Here is a 17,476-nt window from a genome sequence, read left to right as displayed (position 1 = left end):
ACATGTATCTACTTATTCTGCGTCGGCAGGACCGCTTTCGTCGTCTGCTGCAGCGTCGTCGTTAGCTGAACCATTGCCATTATCAACGGCACCATCGGCACTGTCAGCACCATCGGCGCCATTCGGCGCAGCGCTCGCCGAAGGATCGGTAACTGCGCCGTCTTCCGTAAGCACTTCTTCGACGTCGCTTTCCATCACGCGTTGCAAGCCGCTCAACTTGGTCCCGTCTTCGACTGCGATCAACGTAACACCTTGCGTGGCCCGGCCCATTTCACGGATCTCAGCTACCCGCGTACGAATTAATACACCGCCCGTAGTAATAAGGATGATTTCGTCGCTAGGCTCAACCAGCGTGGCGGCAACGACTTTACCGTTACGCTCGCTGGTCTGAATCGCGATCATTCCCTTGGTACCACGACCATGACGCGTGTATTCAGTGATAGGCGTACGTTTGCCGTAACCGTTTTCGGTCGCCGTCAAGACGGATTGTTGTTCGTTTTCGGCCACCAGCAATGCGATGACTTGCTGACCGTCTTCCAGATTCATACCACGGACACCGCGAGCGGTACGTCCCATCGGACGGACATCGTTTTCATCAAAACGTACTGCTTTGCCAGAATCCGAGAACAACATAACATCATGCTGACCGTCGGTTAGCGCTGCACCGATCAGGAAGTCACCGTCGTCCAGATCGACAGCAATAATCCCGGCTTTACGTGGATTGCTAAAGTCGGACAAAGGTGTCTTTTTGACCGTACCTAAACTAGTCGACATAAAGATGTAACGATCTTCAGGGAACGTGCGGTTGTCGCCCGACAACGGCAACACCACGGTAATTTTTTCGCCATCTTGCAACGGGAACATATTTACAATTGGCTTACCACGTGAATTACGCGAACCTTGTGGGACTTCCCAAATCTTCAACCAGTACAAGCGACCCCGGTTACTAAAGCACAGGATGTAATCGTGCGTATTGCCGACGAACAACTGGTCAATCCAGTCGTCTTCTTTCGTCGCCATCGCCTGTTTGCCGCGACCGCCGCGCTTTTGCGCACGATACTCGGAAACCGGCTGCGATTTCATATAGCCGGTGTGCGACAACGTCACCACCATGTCTTGCGGCGTAATGAGATCTTCCGTGCCAAGATCGGTTGGATTCAACTCAATCTGCGAACGACGCTCATCTTTGTTGCCGATGCCGTATTCGTTTTTGGCGGCGTTCATTTCATCGGTAATGATGACGGTGACGCGCTCTGGGTTAGCCAGAATATCGAGCAGGTCAGCGATGGTCACCATCACGTCTTTGTACTCGTTAACAATCTTGTCTTGCTCCAGTCCAGTCAAACGTTGCAAACGCATTTGCAAAATTTCTTGCGCCTGATCATCCGACAGTTTGTACAGACCATCAGACTGGATACCGTAATGCAGTGGCAAGTTTTCTGGACGGAAAGCATTGATACCGGCGGTGTTTTCTGCGCCGGTACGTTGCAGCATATCGCGCACAACGGAAGAGTCCCACGAACGCTGCATAAGACCAGCTTTCGCCACCGGTGGTGTCGGCGCGGCTTTAATGATGGCAATGAAGTCATCAATGTTAGCGAGCGCAACCGCCAGACCTTCCAGCACGTGACCACGTTCGCGGGCCTTGCGCAGTTCAAACACGGTGCGACGCGTGACGACTTCGCGGCGGTGCGACAAGAAGCACTCAAGCATTTGCTTCAGGTTTAGCAACTTGGGCTGACCGTCTACGAGGGCAACCATGTTCATACCGAACGTATCCTGCAACTGCGTTTGCTTGTACAGATTATTCAGTACGACTTCGGCGACTTCACCGCGCTTGAGTTCGATCACAACGCGCATACCCGACTTGTCGGACTCGTCACGCAGATCAGAAATACCTTCGAGCTTTTTGTCGCGGACCAATTCGGCGATGCGTTCCAGCAACGCCTTCTTGTTCACCTGATACGGCAATTCATCGATAATGATGGCGGTGCGCCCCTCGCGACCGTATTCTTCGAAGTGGGTCTTGGCGCGCATCACAACCCGGCCACGACCAGTGCGATAGCCGTCACGGACGCCAGAGACGCCATAAATGATACCGGCAGTCGGGAAATCCGGCGCTGGAATTATTTCAATCAACTCATCGATCGTTGCACCAGGATTGCGCAAAACGTGCAGCGCGCCATTGATGACTTCAGTAATGTTGTGCGGCGGAATATTGGTCGCCATACCGACGGCAATACCCGACGAACCGTTGATCAGCAAATTAGGAATTCGGGTCGGCAGTACCGACGGTTCTTTTTCCTTACCGTCATAATTGGGCACGAAATCAACAGTATCTTTATCGATATCCGCTAGAATTTCGCTGGCAATTTTATCTAGTCGGCACTCGGTGTAACGCATCGCGGCAGCGCCATCGCCGTCAATCGAGCCAAAATTGCCCTGGCCGTCGACCAGCATATAACGCAGCGAGAAGTTTTGCGCCATCCGTACCAGCGTGTCGTAAATCGATTGGTCACCATGCGGGTGATATTTACCCATCACTTCACCCACCACACGTGCACATTTGACGTATGGGCGATTCCAGACATTATTCATTTCATGCATGGCAAACAAGACCCTACGATGCACCGGTTTGAGGCCGTCGCGCACATCGGGCAGCGCACGGCCCACGATCACGCTCATCGCGTAATCCAGGTAACTCTTGCGCATTTCTTCTTCGAGGGAAATCGGTATTGTTTCTTTAGCGAATTGATCCATTGGCGAGTCGGCGAGTCTTTACTTAGGTTGATTGATCAGGGGTACGGCTAGCCCTGGTCTGGCTTTCATTGGACTTCCTTCGGAACCTGCTGCGCGACGCATTCCGGTTGCTCCGGTTTGGGTACCCTGTGCGCCTTGCCTTCACGACGCGCGCTGATGCTCCGAAGGAAGTCTGTTTTTCGGAACCTGCTCGCTACGCTTCTAAAGCACGTCTATTTTTAACAACCAACGACCACATCGACAAACTACTAAAAAACACCATCGATCATCAAGGTCTGCCGAAAATGCAGCTAAAGGTCACATTAAGACCCATGATTTTAGCACGAGGCGGTGATTCTTCGGCTTTTCCAAAAACGCAGGGAATCACCATCGCAGTAAACGTGAGCGGAGCAGAGAAAGTACCCGAGGGTTGGCTTTCCAGCAATTAACAGCTCTGCAAGAAATTAATCGCTTGCTTCAGTGCTGATCTGCCTGCCCTCACGGTCACGTAAAAAAAATGCTTCAAAACAAATAATTCGTATAGTTCCCGAAACCAATATATGATGATGTCCGCAGAGATGTTTTCAAATTGTTACGTTGTAAGAAAACAACGAAGTGAGAAAAACGTGGCGGTTGCTTTTGCCATACTTAGCTACCGCCAGAAGCCTGTGGCAGAATGATGCCTAGTACATTCCATGTAGCCAATTTCATATGGAACGGCTCGAATCACGTGGTATTATCCAATTTTTGATGTCGTATATTAGTTGCGCAGTTAATCTGCGGATATCTCAACCGAGAGGAGAAACATGAATAAATTAGCAAAACTCGTCTTCGCTGCGTCCGCAGTCGTCGCACTGACTGCCTCCGCGCAGGAAATAAAAGATATCCAGGCAAAAACTCCTACGAGTGCTTACGTACAAGACGTCCGTGGCACTATCGCACGTGATCCGTACGGTCTGTGCTGGCACACTGGCTACTGGACACCTGCTGATTCAGTACCAGGTTGCGATGGTGAATTAGCGCAAGCTGCACCGCCGCCTCCACCGGTTGCTCCTCCTGCACCAGTTGCACCAGTTGCTGTTGCCCCAACTTCGCAAAAAGTTACTTTCGCTGCTGATGCATTCTTTGACTTCGACAAAGCTGTCCTGAAGCCAGAAGGCAAAGCTAAACTGGATGACCTGACTTCAAAACTGGGTGAGTTGAACCTGGAAGTCATCATCGCTGTTGGTCACACTGACTCAATCGGCTCGGTTGCTTACAACCAAAAACTGTCGATCCGTCGTGCTGAAGCTGTTAAAGCATATTTGGTTCACAAAGGTATTGAATCAAATCGTGTTTACACTGAAGGTAAAGGCAAGTCACAACCGGTCGCTGATAACAAGACCGCTGCTGGTCGCGCTAAAAACCGTCGCGTTGAAATCGAAGTAGTTGGTACATCCAAGTAATCGATTCAGACTCGATAAAAGCCCTGCTTCGGCGGGGTTTTTTTTCGTCTGGATTATTGTATGCCGCGAATTAGGCGATGCTGGACGATACTTAAAAATTAGCGAAAAAAAGGTGAAACGGAGATTTCATCCCGGTTACTCAGTAAGGCATAGACGCATCGAAATCATTGCCAAGTCGCTCTGCGGATAGCGACAATGACCTGTCGATCACGTTAAGTTGCCGCAATTTACTGGCGCTGCGCAATTAAAACACTCGGTTTATTTTCCAAAACGGCCGACATGCGTTTCTGACAGGCAAGCCACGCCAGCCTGCTTTTAAGCGATGGCCAATTGCGGCTCTTGGCGTCGATCAATAAACAAACTATTTCCCGCAATTTTTTTAGCCCGCTTTTTTGCTTCGGCCGCCGCGGTTGCAATCTGGTGGTGCGAATAGTATTGTCCCGGCTGAACCTTCACTACGCCGAGTGACACGCTGACTAACGCATAAAATACTTTATTCCCACGCCTGTCCTCACTGTAAAAACCACCACGTTCACCATCATCTGCATCGTAATGGACCGGAATGGCGGCACCAAAGGTCGCCAATATCGCTTGACAACGCTGCTCCCAATCCTCGCTCTGAAATAGAAGAATAAAATCATCACCGCCGATATGACCAATAAAATCGCGATCCGGATCGCAGTTTTTGATAAGTGTCGTACCGATCAACTGGATTATATCGTCACCCTTTCGATACCCGTAAGCATCGTTGAACGGTTTGAAATGATCCAGATCGACATAACAAGCATGAAATTGAACCCCACTCTGCAACAGATAATCGATATGTTCGTTAATGGGCACGTTACCCGGCAGGAGCGTCAAAGGATTGGCATAACTGGCGGCACAGATTTGCATCTGTGTAATTTCCCGCATCAAATCGTGTCCTGTACCCATACCGAGATATTGCCCGTACGCAGTAATAATGAATCCATTAAATAAATGGTGGCGATCTGCGTCTACGATGGCCTGACTAAGCTCCTGAAGACTAGTGTCTTTATCGGTAATCATCGGATTTGAATCCATGAACAACGTACACGCTTTTTTTCCATGCAACTCGCGTAAGTACGGCCGTGCGAAACGGTCGATCAGGTTAGCCCGCGTAATCAACCCAAGCGGCTTCCCATTCTCCACTACCGGAACGGTTTGCAAGTCAGGATCGTTGACAAATATGTCATACACCTGGTTATTGTGCATTGTTGGCGTAACGATTGGAACGGTAAGCATCAACTTGAATGCGGTCACCGTGTTTTTTTTAATCGCCAGCCTTGGGAGAGGTGAGGTGCTGAGGTTGCGGCGGAGGTCCTGGACCACTAGAGTCGAAAGTGACCTCGCCGGGTATTCTTTGGGACGCGCTATGTGATAGCCCTGACCGTAGGCAATACCCAGATCACGAACCAACAACAACTCTGCCTGGGTTTCGATGCCTTCGGCGATCACCACTGCGCCCGATTTATTCGCGATCTCTTGAATCGAACGAACGAATTGTAACTTCACCGGATCAAGGTTAATACCCTGAATGAAATGCATGTCAATTTTGACGTATTCTGGCCGCAGCTCTGACCACAGCCGCAAACTAGAAAATCCTTCGCCAAGATCATCAATCGCGATCTGGAACCCCATTAAACGATAAAGAATGGCCGCTTCCCGCAGCAACTGATAATCAATGGTAGGAAGACTTTCAGTTAGCTCTATGACGACCCGGTCCGGGCTAAGACCTTTACGCTGAATATACTCCAGAGTTTTGCTGTGCTGTGCGTCGGGTTGCAATAGCGCTTCCGGACTGATATTTAAAAACAGCTTACCGGGCAATTGCAACTCTGCAAAGCGCTCCAGCACCACGCGCCGACAGAGATGCTCAAGTTCAACGGTGAAATTGTTTTCTTTTGCGACCTTGAACAGACTCATTGGGGAGTGCAGAAGACTGTCCGAAGGGCCACGAATTAATCCTTCGTAACCAAGAATCACGCCACTCTGCATGCCGGCAATCGGTTGAAATATAGCGCTCAGCTGGCGTTTTACGAGAATTTCCTGAAGATGTGCCAGTAACATGCTGCTCTCATTATTTGGAATATCTGGCGTAACATCAATCATTGTTGCCCTGAAAAGAATCGCAGCCAGTGCGACATTGGCGTGTCTTACGCTTAGTCCACTGCGTCAACGCTGCGCCCTGACTGCGATTGGTGCCGACGATTGCTAACTCATCGTCCAACAAAATGGCAGGCACTCCAAAGGCGCAGAAAACGCATTATGGATAATTTTCCAACCTGGCGAAAAATTGGAAGGCTGAAAGCAAGCGGAAGGTCATAGAAGCTCCCTTAATTTTTTGTGTTTCAGGAGTCGTGTAAACTTAACCTTTACCAAATATAAGTATGGTCGAAATTTATGACCCAACTGTGACGCCTGGGGCCTATTACCTAATAACAGCATGAATTTGTTCAACGCTTGAAACTATTGATTGATGCTAAGGCGTAAATGCGCAATTGACTCGCTGAAGTCAGTCAATGGATGGATTTAAGTAAAACGGATGGTGACTAAGCCGATGATAACTACATGTGACACTGACGTGCGGCGATACTACCCTTACCGACGAATCACAACCTACAAGATTGCACCGCCGTTACCAGAAAACTAAAGTCATCCGCTTGCTGGCTAAAAGGATGTCCGCAAAGTTGAGATTTCCGGCTATCATAATGAATATGAACGTTGACCCATCAGAAGTCCAAAAATTCAGTGATCTCGCACACCGTTGGTGGGATCCTAATGCAGAGTTTCGCCCTTTGCATGAAATCAATCCACTCCGCCTTGAATGGATCAATGCCCGCGCGCCCCTTGCCGGTAAAAAAGTGGTGGATATCGGCTGCGGGGGCGGCATTTTGGCTGAATCAATGGCAAAAAAAGGCGCTATCGTAACAGGTATCGATTTATCCGAGAAAGCCCTGAAAGTAGCAGATTTGCACGGACTGGAATCCAGCGTTCAGGTCCATTATGAAAAAATCTCTGCCGAAGACCTGGCAATCCGTGAAAACGGTCAATTTGATATTGTTACCTGCATGGAAATGCTGGAACATGTCCCCAACCCTGCCTCTATTGTTCGCGCGTGCGCCACGCTAGTAAAGCCCGGTGGAAAAGTCTTTTTTTCCACCCTGAACCGTAATCCAAAAGCGTATCTGTTCGCCATTCTGGGCGCGGAGTATATGCTGCGATTACTGCCCAAAGGGACGCATGACTACGCAAAATTCATTACGCCTGCCGAATTATCGCAATTTGCGCGTAACGTCGGACTGACCGTGGATAGTCTCAAAGGCATGACTTACAACCCTATCACCCGTATCTATTCTCTTAATCAAGACATCAGCGTCAACTATATGGTGGCCTGCACCCGCGCCGCCGAGTAATTTGATCGCACCGTTTACAAACGCAACGCGATCAAGTCTCTCCCATCAACTCTCTGACGCTGCTGACAACAGATATCGGCGGTGAAATAATCCTCAGGCCGCCTGAGAGGAATCACCTTTACATCGGTGGTTGGTGTTAGCGCGCATCGAAAAATAGATTTTTACGCTTTCTAACTCTGGCGCTACTTTACTACTTTTTAGCCACCTTATTTAGCCACCTTATTTATCGTCCTTCTTCAGCCATAACTGAGCCAATTATTATGCCTCTGCCAATACCTCGCGCGATCCTCTTTGATCTTGACGGCACACTCGCCGACACTGCACCGGACCTCGCCGCAGCAATGACGCGTCTACAACAAGCACAAGGGCTGCAGCCGACGGCTTATGCATTATTGCGACCAGTCGCATCTGCTGGCGCACGCGGTTTGATCGGCGTTGCGTTCGGGCTGAAGCCCGGCGATGATGGATATGAAGATTTGCGGGTTGGTTTTCTGGATAATTACGCTGCTGCTATTGCAGAAAAAAGTATCTTGTTCGAAGGTGTGCCAGAACTTCTTGCAGACTTGACCCGACGTGGCCTCGCTTGGGGCATCGTAACCAATAAAGCGGCACGTTTTACAGAAATCCTTATTCCCCACATCGGATTACAAAAAGCGGGTTGCGTGATTTCTGGCGATACCACAGCGCATCCCAAGCCGCATCCTGACCCGCTATTCGAAGCGGCACGACGTCTGAATCTGCCACCGGAAACGTGCTGGTATGTAGGTGACGACTTGCGCGATATTCAAGCTGGCCGCGCAGCAGGCATGCCGACTATTGCCGCCGCCTGGGGTTATTGCGGTCATGCAGCACCCACCACGTGGGAAGCAGACGCGCTGGCAACTGCACCCGCTGATTTAATCAAATTGATACAACAATCGCTGGCGCAATAACCCGCCAGGATCGCAGCCCACACCTCGCAGTGCGGCTAACAATAAGGCAATAGCTACTCGGATACATCTATTTTTTTGTGATTGATGAGTCAGCAACGCTTTGACAGCCTGGCTAAACCACGCCCTCGCGAGATCGTGCTCAGTGCGCTCGGTGGAATCGCCGTCTCAAGAATCCGCGACCACGTATTCATTCCATATGGACATGATTCGTTCAAACTTGTTGCAAATTAACAGGTATTTAATGCACTCTGGCAGTATATTATGAGGCGTCGTCCAGCAAGGAATCACGCAATGATCACATCTAAACGCCCTATCTGGCTACTCCGTACTGTACGTTGGACTATTTATACAGTGACCGCCCTAGTCTTTTTAGCTGCCTTAAGCTGGCTAGCCGTGCCCTTGACCAAGCATCCTGCAGAGCAACAAATCGCGGAACAACTTGGCCGCAAGGCAAGCATCGGAGCACTGGGCTTTAATCCGTTCACGCTCACATTGTCGGTTGCCGATTTCACTCTCTATGAGGCGGATAAAATAACCCCCGCCGCGTCCGTAAAAAGCTTGCTGGTCGATGCATCGATCACGTCGCTCTTTCGGCTGGCACCCGTCTTGCAGCAGGTAACGCTGTCCAAGCCCGAGGTCCATGTTATCCGGGTCAGCGCAGAAGGCAGCGGTCGCTATAATTTCTCTGACATCATTGACCGCATTCTTGCCAAACCCAAGAGCACAGGAGAAACCCACTTTTCAGTGGCAAATATTCGGCTGGAAAACGGCACGATCAAATTCGACGACACGGTCACCGGCAAGCAGGTCAATATCACTGCATTGAACATCGGCTTGCCGTATATATCCAATTTTCAGAGCGCAGTAAATGTGTTTGTGCAACCGAGCCTGTCGATGAACGTGAATGGCGCACCATTTGCACTTAAAGGCCGCACCAAACCGTTTGCCAACAGTCTCGATACCACGCTGGCGATCGATATCGATCATCTGGATGTCGCCAGTTATGTTGCGTTTTCACCTTTGCCGCTACCGGTAACCATCCAAAGCAGTACGCTGTCCACCAATCTTGATTTGACCTTTGTGCGCACCAACGACAAGCCGGAGATTAATCTTTCTGGCGACATCAGTCTCGGCGACGTGGCGCTCGCCGACAAACACACCGCGCCGTTGTTCAAAGCCCACAGCATTGATGCCCACATCAACAAGTTTAACGTTCTGACGGTCAGCGCGGATATAAGAAAAATTGACATTCAGGCACCGGAAGTCTGGGCCGCGCTGTCCGCCGACGGTACGTTAAATTGGGCCACGCTAGCGACCTCGCCCTCCTCCAACACCACGGCTGCCGTATCGCACAAAAAAGTTACCAGCACCTCCGTGCCCGCAACATCGGTCCCGCAATTTGCGATGGATCAACTCACTGTTCATGACGGCATCATCAATTGGGCAGATGCAAAAAACGCGTCGCCGGCATTTAATACGCAATTAAAAAACGTGTCGCTTGTGGTGCAAAATCTCTCACTCGCAGCCAATGCAAAACCGGCCGCGATCACGCTCTCTACAGGAGCTGAGGGTACTCAACAAATACGCTTTAAAGGACAGGTTACGCCCGCGGCCGCGATAGTCAACGGCGAAGCAAGTATCGCCGCCCTGCCATTAGCGCTGTATCAACCGTATCTCAACAACGCGCTGGCGGCTAATCTTTCCGGCGACCTGTCGATCAAAACGTTGGTAGCAGTCAACAGCGGCAACGTGGTCCTGACGCAACTGAACGCAGAACTAAGCGATGCAAAAATCGCCGCAAAATCGTCCGCTATCGGTGGTGTGCAAATCAAAAAGATAACGCTACATGACGCTAAGATCGACACGGAAACCCGTACCTTTCGGGCTGCAGCATTTGACGTGGCGGGTTTGCAGGCTGACGTACGCCGAGATGCCAACGGAAATATCAATCTTCAACAGTTCATCAAAACTAGCGGCGCGGCTTCCAAAGCCCCCAAAGCCTCCACCACAAAATCCGCGACCCCTGACTGGATCGCGACTTTGAACAGCACGGCAATTACCGATAGTACATTCATTTACAGCGACAAGTCGGTCATGCCAGCGGTCAATTTACGCGCGGACGTAGTTAATTTAAAACTGGATAATCTCTCCACCAAGCGCGACACGACTGTCAAAATCGCACTTGCGACGCGACTTAATAAGAGCGGAAAATTATCAATCGACGGCAATGCCGCCCCGCAGTACAGGTCGCTTGATCTGGCTATAGATGGGCAAAATTTGCCCATCGCCGCGCTGCAGCCTTACTTTACAGAGTTGTTAAACGTTACCCTGAGCAGCGGTTTCGGCAGCACTAAAGGCAAACTACATCTGACGCCAGCGGCGGGTAAAAAGGCCATGAGTGCGGGCTACAAGGGCATGCTGAGTCTGACTAAATTCAAGATTATCGACAAGCAGAACGGCGCAGATTTTCTCAACTGGAAATCCCTCGACATCAACGGAATTGATGCCAATATCGACGGCTCAGCTCAGAACATTAATCTCGGCAAGATCGCTATCGATGACTTTTACGCGCGCGCTATTCTGTCGCCAGAAGGTCGATTAAATTTGCAGGATATCGTCGTTTCCAAAGCGGGTAAAACGTTAGTCGTATCAGAGCCCGCAACCATCTCAGGACCGAAAAAATCCACAGTACCAGCCGCAGAAGTCGCGGTAGCGGCAGAAGCCAAAGCACCGGTTGCGCCCCCGACATCGCCAACAACACCCCCCGACCCCAACAGTGCAGTGTTCCGGATAGGTCAGGTCATCGTTAAGAACGGCAATGTCAATTTTACCGACAACTTCATCAAGCCAAACTACACAGCCAACATGACCGGCATGTCCGGAAGCATTGGCGCGGTCGCATCCGACAAGCCAGCGCCCGCAGCGATCGACCTGACCGGCAAGATCGATAACGACGCGCCGGTAGCGATTTCGGGATCGCTTAACCCGCTATTTCAGCCAGTGTTTCTAGATATCAAAGCTAGCGCCGATGGTGTAGAACTACCAGGTTTGACGCCCTACGCCGCTAAATACGCTGGCTACGCGATCGTTAAAGGCAAGCTATCGATGGATGTTAATTACAAAGTGGAAGAACAACAACTTACCGCACAAAACCATGTACGCATAGACCAGCTGACATTTGGCGACAAAATCGACAGCCCAAGCGCGACCAAACTTCCTGTGCGTTTAGCGGTGGCATTACTAAAAGACCGTAACGGTCAGATCGATATCAATTTACCGATTTCTGGCTCGCTATCCGATCCGCAATTCTCGGTCGGGGGCATTATTCTGCGAGTCTTCGTTAACCTGATTGCAAAAGCAGTAACCTCGCCTTTTGCGTTGCTTAGTTCCGCCTTTGGCGGCGGAGATGAACTAGGTTACGCAGAATTCAGACCCGGTTCCGCAATATTGACTACGCCAACCAAGGTCAAGCTGGATACGCTTACCAAGGCACTACTCGACCGTCCGGCGTTAAAACTGGACATCATCGGACGCGTTGATCCAGTCGCCGATGACGTCGGCCTGCGTCAGGATGCGCTCGACAAAAAGATCATTGTTTTGAAACAAAAAAATACCGATGGCAAAACAAAACCGAGCGCCGAAGCAGAGGATGTCGCGGCCAATACCGACACCGGGGCCTTAGCGCCAGAGCCTACCGCGATTGCGCTGACTGAGGCCGATAAAACGCAGTACATGGAGAAAGTTTACAAAAGCGAAAAATTCGACAAGCCAAAAAATGTTATTGGGTTTGCCAAATCATTGCCCGCCCCAGAGATGGAGCAATTAATCCTGACCAACACCAAGGTAACGACGGATGACCTCCGGTCATTGGCAGACCGACGCGCCCGCGCCGTGCGCAATTATCTGGAAACCAAAGGTAAAATTCCGCTGGAACGCATTTTTCTTATAGCACCTAAACTGTCGGCCGACGGGATCAAGGATAAAGCGACGCCGAGCCGGGTTGATTTTGCGTTGCGCTAATCACCTGCCTGGTAGCGTCAATACACTAAAAGTATTGAGCAATAGCGGTATTGAACAGTAACGCCGATCAGTACCGATAACACTGCTATGGTTCAGCGCTCAGTTGCCTCAATGACCGCACCTTTACCGGGTTGCAACTGAACGTGCCAATTTTTGACATCGCCAGATTTGAGGCGGAACGCCAATTGATGCGGTTCGCCCGCTACGACCGCGCACGAACTGCGTCCATCAGAATTATTTACGGCGACGACCTGATCCCCGGCGGGCAAAATAAACGTCGCCTTCTGTTCGGCATCAAATTGATGCACCATCTGCTTATTCAGAAATACACCGATCATGCACCCCGGGTCAGGATGCGTCGTATCGCGTGAAATCACGACCGTTCCAAACCCGACTTCCTGGACCTGTGGCACTAGCTTTTCCGGGGCTTTCAGCACCGGAACTACACTAACCACCGGGTCGCGCTGCACGGCGACAACCTTCTCGCTAGGCCCCGAAGTGGATGACCCGCATCCTGCGATTGCAAACGCAATTAATAGTGAAAAAATAGTCGACTTCATTATTTGCTTTTTTAAGTATGTGAAGGGAAGCATGAATGCTTGACCCTCTTGACGCCAACCTCTGCGGGATTGCCCTGATGCAGCCGCACCATACAATTATTGAATTACCCAAAAATGCCTCATTAAGCCTGCGCATGAATTATCGCAATTTTACCAAAGCTCCGTTGTTTCGCCTCTACAAGAATCAATTTTACGTCAGCCGATCAAAAGAACGGGAAGGGATTTGGGCGAGGATTTTTATTTTCACCGGCTATATGGGCAATCAAGCTTGGACTAAGGCTACTACTCGCCCCCTCAATGCACTATCGGGGCCTTGAAAAAGGGGAAAATCGTTCACGAGCACCATCGTTCGTATCAGCGTTTAGTGAGACCCGCCAAATTGCGATACAATAGAGCTTGCTTGGGGGCGACCTGGTTTCGACAGGGGCTACAAAGCAGCGCAGGGCATACCGAGGGCTGGTCACCTCGTAAATACAACCAGAAAAACTATAACTGCAAACGATAACTCGTACGCACTAGCCGCTTAATAACCGGTTAGCTCTACACCATCTCGTCTCTGGGGTGGGCTGGTCAAACAGCAGTAGAGTCATTTACAGAGAATCGCTTTTAGCCGGGTTACTTGGTTAAAAGTTAAATTTAGGTAACTCGCCTGAACGAAGCGTGTGCGTCCGCGTCGGCTGGGCTAAATCAAATGACAGCACTAAGTATGTAGAACTGTCTGTAGAGGGCTTTTGGACGCGGGTTCGATTCCCGCCGCCTCCACCAAGATTTAGATTTGGGCAATCGCTCAAGTAGCCAATAAAAATCATGTTTTTCTTTAATAATCAGTCCCTTACAACGGGATTGATTATTATATAACTTTTTAAAAGTGGTCACGGGGGCTATTCTCGTTTGGGTAATACAAAGAAATTGCGACGAAATCCAAATTCAAAACCGGCCTTCTTTTAATACATACTTATTCTTCGAATTTTAATTCCTCGCAAGCGGTTCCTCAGAAAGGTGGCGGCGTTCATTCGCCAAACACTTCTTGATTCCCTGAAGGTAACCTGCCTCATAGACAATTTCCCCAAGCGAGTTACGAATTTCTCCTTTTGGGCCAAGTTGCCATGCTTGGCTTTTCATGAATTCGGGTGAAATGGCTTTCTTGAGGACTGCTCGGTCCGGTAACCGTCAAGCTACCCGTCGCATTATTTCAAGCAGCAATCTTTACTATTTTCGGTTGAGTTCGTTCTGGATTGAGCCACACTTCGTTTTGTAATGCCCAATTTCTGGTGGTGCCTGACCAGCGTTGCGGTGTCCGTTTTCTCGCAGCTTCATAGACGTTTTCCCGTTGCTGCAATATCGCCTGTGCTTTTCCATCATGCCGTTGTGCTGGCGTGACGAATTTCAATCCACTGTGCTTGTGCTGATGGTTGTACCAGCGCACAAAGTGCGTCGTCCAACTGCGTGCTGCCTCGACCGTAGCAAATGCCTTGCGGGGATAGTCGGGCCAGTATTTGCAGGTACGGAAGAGCGCTTCGGCGAATGGATTATCATTTGACACCCGTGGCCTGCTAAACGAGGGTGCCCACGCCCAGTTGTTCCAACGTCGCCAGCATCGTCGCTCCCGTCATAGGGCTGCCATTATCCGAATGCAGCACTAACGGACGCCCTGCAAGACCCTCGGCCAAACTGGCCCGGCGCATCAATATTGCCGCCAGTTCAGCCGATTCAGCCACATGCACTTCGTGGCCCACGATCTTCCTGCTAAACACGTCAAGCAGCATGGTCCAATAAAAATACTGCCCCTTCACCGCTGCCGGCATCCACGTAATATCCCAGGACCAGAGTTGGTTCGGCGCAGTGGCACAATGACTCGTCACAGTGCGCGTAACCGGCTTTTTCGAACGTCCCCGGTGATGTTGCTGTGCGTCGGCTTTCAGGACCCGATAGAAGGTCGACTCCGACGCCAGGTATTCACCCCGGTCCGCCAGGGCTGGCACAATCTGGCCCGGTGGCAGGCTAGCAAATTCATCGCTGTTGGCAACCTGCAGCAATATTGCGCGTTCAGCGACGCTGAGTTTGTTAGGGCGCGCGCATCGACCTGTAGAAGTGCGCCGGTCATGACTGCTGCCACCGCCTTCACGCAGCCAGCGCTGTAAGGTGCGCATGCTGATCGCCGCTTCTGCACAGGCCATGCTGCGACGGCTGCCCAGTCTTTCTGCATCGGCCACCAAGGCCACAATCGTCTGGCGATCCGGGGTGCGGATCAATCGTCCGCCTGATCGTCCCAAATCGCCTGTAACTTTTTTCGCAACAGCAACAGTGCAGCAGCTTCTGCCAGCGCTTTCTCCTTGCGACGCAATTCCTTCTCCAGCTCCTTGATCCGCAACCGGTCACTTTTACCTTGCACGGCATGGACACGACCACGCTCAACGGCAGTAGCGTTAGCCAGCAGGCACACCTGCCGCCATGCCGCAATCTGCTCAACATAGAGGCCTTTGCGCCGGCAATATTCGGCCAACTCCGTTGCGTTCAGGGGCGCCGCTTCCAGCACCACCGCAAACTTGTCTTCCGAGGACCATTCCTTCGCATTCTTTCCATCACCTGGCACTGCGACTCCCTGTCCTTTTAATTCTCGTCGCCAATTATAAAGCGTCTGTTCCGATATCCCGTTCTCCCGGGCAAGCACGGAAACCGGACAATTCTCCGGCGGCATCATGCGTCGCAATATCGCTTCTTTACGTTCAATTGAATAACGACTCACTGCAGTTCTTTACTCCGTACCCTGAATGGTGAATTAAATTAAATAACGCGACAGATAGGGTGACACAGGGGGGCTTGGGCTTCAATGTCCACTCTAAAACATTTTTTAAGTGGTCGGCGTAGCGGCGGTTTTGCGGAAGCTTTTTCAAAGACCGCTTGCTTCGCGTCCCTATGGTCACGCAAGTTTTTGTCAGCTTCAACCAGGTCAAGATTACCCGCAAGCAGTCTCTCTGTTCTATAAATGACAGAATCTGTGCACGTATGAGAGGGTCAGCAATTTGGGAGATATAGTTATTTCGCTTTTTGGGGGCTTCAAGTTCGCTTTTTAGGTTGCTTTCTTCGGCCTTGGCATCAGTGTTATTGTGAGTACGGAATACGGACCAAGCGTCAATTAGTACCTAATAGTCCGCTGAAGATGCATTGTGAAGAACTCTAGCTTTCAGGATGTCTTGAGACTCGCATTCTTTGCCAATTTTAGAAATCAAAAATTAATGGCACCGTTCTGGTAGCGATGACCGCATATTTCGTGGAGCCGCCTCAATGCGTCCCGGCGCTCTGACCTAGCCAGCTTAGAAGATAAGGCCTGATAAACGATATTCCGGATGGATTACAGAAACTTTCAATGATGTTCCCACACAGGATGACCTGACTTCAGTGCAATGCTATCAAATTGCCCCTTACTAACTCGAAAATTTTAAGGAGGGCAACCGGTTAAAAAGCTCGATATTACGTCACGACGGTGCGCCACTTGCGATACCGAATCTCCAGTCTTCCAAAAATTGGTGTACCACCGTTTTCTAAAAACTCACCCGCCGCCATTATGTCGAGGCATGAAATTAGCTACTTTCGGGAAAAGTCTTCGCCACGGAAAGTCTTTACTACCGATACCGCGACGCAAAGGAAGATTGCGAAATACAGCTAGGCTAGACCACCAACATGTTAAAACTATGGCTTCCTCTAGAGCTTTTTCCCCAGGCTAGTTATTAGGATTTAATAATACATGCAGTATATTAGCAATTGCTAATTAAATACACATATCGCATATTCCTAATATAGTGATAATATTAGATATTTATAATAAAATGCACTCATGATGCTCACTCTTACGTCCGCCGCCCAACTATCTACTCACTTTAAGTCATTACGCAGAGCAAAAGGCTGGTCTCAAGCAGACTTAGGCGATAAGCTCGGCATTGGACAGTCGCGCGTCGCTCAAATAGAAGGGGAGCCTGGCTCAATTAGCGTCGATAAGCTTTTGCAAATTTTACATTTATTAGATGCAAAGTTAGGAATTGAGACAGATGTGCGGTCCGAGCGCTCAAACTCAGTGACTGAAGAACCAGTGAAGAAGCCCGAACGAGCAAAACGAGGGGGTGGCGCAGTAGCAGCGCCCCAACATCATCTGAAATTACAAAGCTATGAAGAGCTACTCAAGAGTAAACAAAGGTCCACTGACGTCAAAACAAGAACGCAATTTTCTTCAGTCTCAGACTCATTGCCTCCCAAACCTCCATTAACAAAGCAGGGGCTATTGCCTCCTCGAAAGACCCTTGACAAGCCTATTAAGCTTTCCAATACAAAGAAGAAGTGGTAACTAAACA

The 17,476-nt window shown here is 50.1% G+C and carries 10 protein-coding genes, 1 other RNA gene and 2 pseudogenes; 8 read left to right on the top strand and 5 right to left on the bottom strand.

The window, feature by feature from the left end; all coding sequences use genetic code 11:
• Nucleotides 1-12 precede the first annotated feature (12 nt).
• Nucleotides 13-2,760, bottom strand: coding sequence for a DNA gyrase subunit A (gene gyrA, locus HAV38_RS01215; protein ID WP_168051611.1), 2,748 nt, complete (start codon nt 2,758-2,760; stop codon nt 13-15).
• A gap of 128 nt (nt 2,761-2,888) precedes the next feature.
• Here gyrA and HAV38_RS01210 point away from each other — a divergent pair, with 128 nt between their 5' ends.
• The gene (locus tag HAV38_RS01210; RefSeq protein WP_168051609.1) at nt 2,889-3,188 is read left to right on the top strand and encodes a hypothetical protein; all 300 of its coding nucleotides are present in this window, start codon (nt 2,889-2,891) and stop codon (nt 3,186-3,188) included.
• A 357-nt stretch (nt 3,189-3,545) separates the two neighbouring features.
• The gene (gene ompA, locus HAV38_RS01205) at nt 3,546-4,184 is read left to right on the top strand and encodes an outer membrane protein OmpA (RefSeq protein ID WP_168051607.1); all 639 of its coding nucleotides are present in this window, start codon (nt 3,546-3,548) and stop codon (nt 4,182-4,184) included.
• A gap of 315 nt (nt 4,185-4,499) precedes the next feature.
• On the opposite strand, the gene HAV38_RS01200 is transcribed toward ompA, so the two are convergent.
• The gene (locus HAV38_RS01200) at nt 4,500-6,314 is read right to left on the bottom strand and encodes a GGDEF domain-containing protein (RefSeq protein WP_168051605.1); all 1,815 of its coding nucleotides are present in this window, start codon (nt 6,312-6,314) and stop codon (nt 4,500-4,502) included.
• A 605-nt stretch (nt 6,315-6,919) separates the two neighbouring features.
• Here HAV38_RS01200 and ubiG point away from each other — a divergent pair.
• From ubiG to HAV38_RS01185, 3 genes are all read left to right on the top strand, one after another.
• Nucleotides 6,920-7,618, top strand: a complete 699-nt coding sequence (gene ubiG, locus HAV38_RS01195; RefSeq protein ID WP_168051998.1) for a bifunctional 2-polyprenyl-6-hydroxyphenol methylase/3-demethylubiquinol 3-O-methyltransferase UbiG — start codon at nt 6,920-6,922, stop codon at nt 7,616-7,618.
• Between the two features lie 260 nt (nt 7,619-7,878).
• Nucleotides 7,879-8,550, top strand: coding sequence for an HAD family hydrolase (locus HAV38_RS01190; protein ID WP_168051603.1), 672 nt, complete (start codon nt 7,879-7,881; stop codon nt 8,548-8,550).
• A gap of 291 nt (nt 8,551-8,841) precedes the next feature.
• Nucleotides 8,842-12,570, top strand: a complete 3,729-nt coding sequence (locus tag HAV38_RS01185; protein WP_168051601.1) for a DUF748 domain-containing protein — start codon at nt 8,842-8,844, stop codon at nt 12,568-12,570.
• 92 nt (nt 12,571-12,662) lie between these two features.
• On the opposite strand, the gene HAV38_RS01180 is transcribed toward HAV38_RS01185, so the two are convergent.
• The gene (locus HAV38_RS01180) at nt 12,663-13,130 is read right to left on the bottom strand and encodes a hypothetical protein (RefSeq protein ID WP_168051599.1); all 468 of its coding nucleotides are present in this window, start codon (nt 13,128-13,130) and stop codon (nt 12,663-12,665) included.
• Between the two features lie 35 nt (nt 13,131-13,165).
• Here HAV38_RS01180 and HAV38_RS01175 point away from each other — a divergent pair, with 35 nt between their 5' ends.
• Together HAV38_RS01175 and ssrA are read left to right on the top strand one after the other, a co-directional pair.
• Complete coding sequence (locus HAV38_RS01175) at nt 13,166-13,447, top strand: hypothetical protein (protein WP_168051597.1); 282 nt, start codon at nt 13,166-13,168, stop codon at nt 13,445-13,447.
• An 85-nt stretch (nt 13,448-13,532) separates the two neighbouring features.
• Nucleotides 13,533-13,895: a transfer-messenger RNA gene (ssrA, locus tag HAV38_RS01170) on the top strand.
• A gap of 204 nt (nt 13,896-14,099) precedes the next feature.
• Here ssrA and HAV38_RS22205 read toward each other — a convergent pair.
• Nucleotides 14,100-14,276: pseudogene (locus HAV38_RS22205) on the bottom strand (hypothetical protein); the annotation flags it as partial.
• 46 nt (nt 14,277-14,322) lie between these two features.
• Nucleotides 14,323-15,876, bottom strand: a pseudogene (locus HAV38_RS01165) (IS3 family transposase).
• 1,089 nt (nt 15,877-16,965) lie between these two features.
• On the opposite strand from HAV38_RS01165, the gene HAV38_RS01160 reads away from it, so the two are divergent.
• Entirely contained in the window at nt 16,966-17,469 is a 504-nt protein-coding gene (locus tag HAV38_RS01160) for a helix-turn-helix domain-containing protein (protein WP_168051595.1), read from the top strand.
• Nucleotides 17,470-17,476: the final 7 nt, after the last annotated feature.

Source organism: Glaciimonas immobilis (assembly GCF_011947285.1).
Classification (GTDB): domain Bacteria; phylum Pseudomonadota; class Gammaproteobacteria; order Burkholderiales; family Burkholderiaceae_D; genus Glaciimonas; species Glaciimonas immobilis.
The sequence above is the reverse complement of the archived record's forward strand: the minus strand, read 5'-3'. Positions and strand labels throughout refer to the sequence as shown.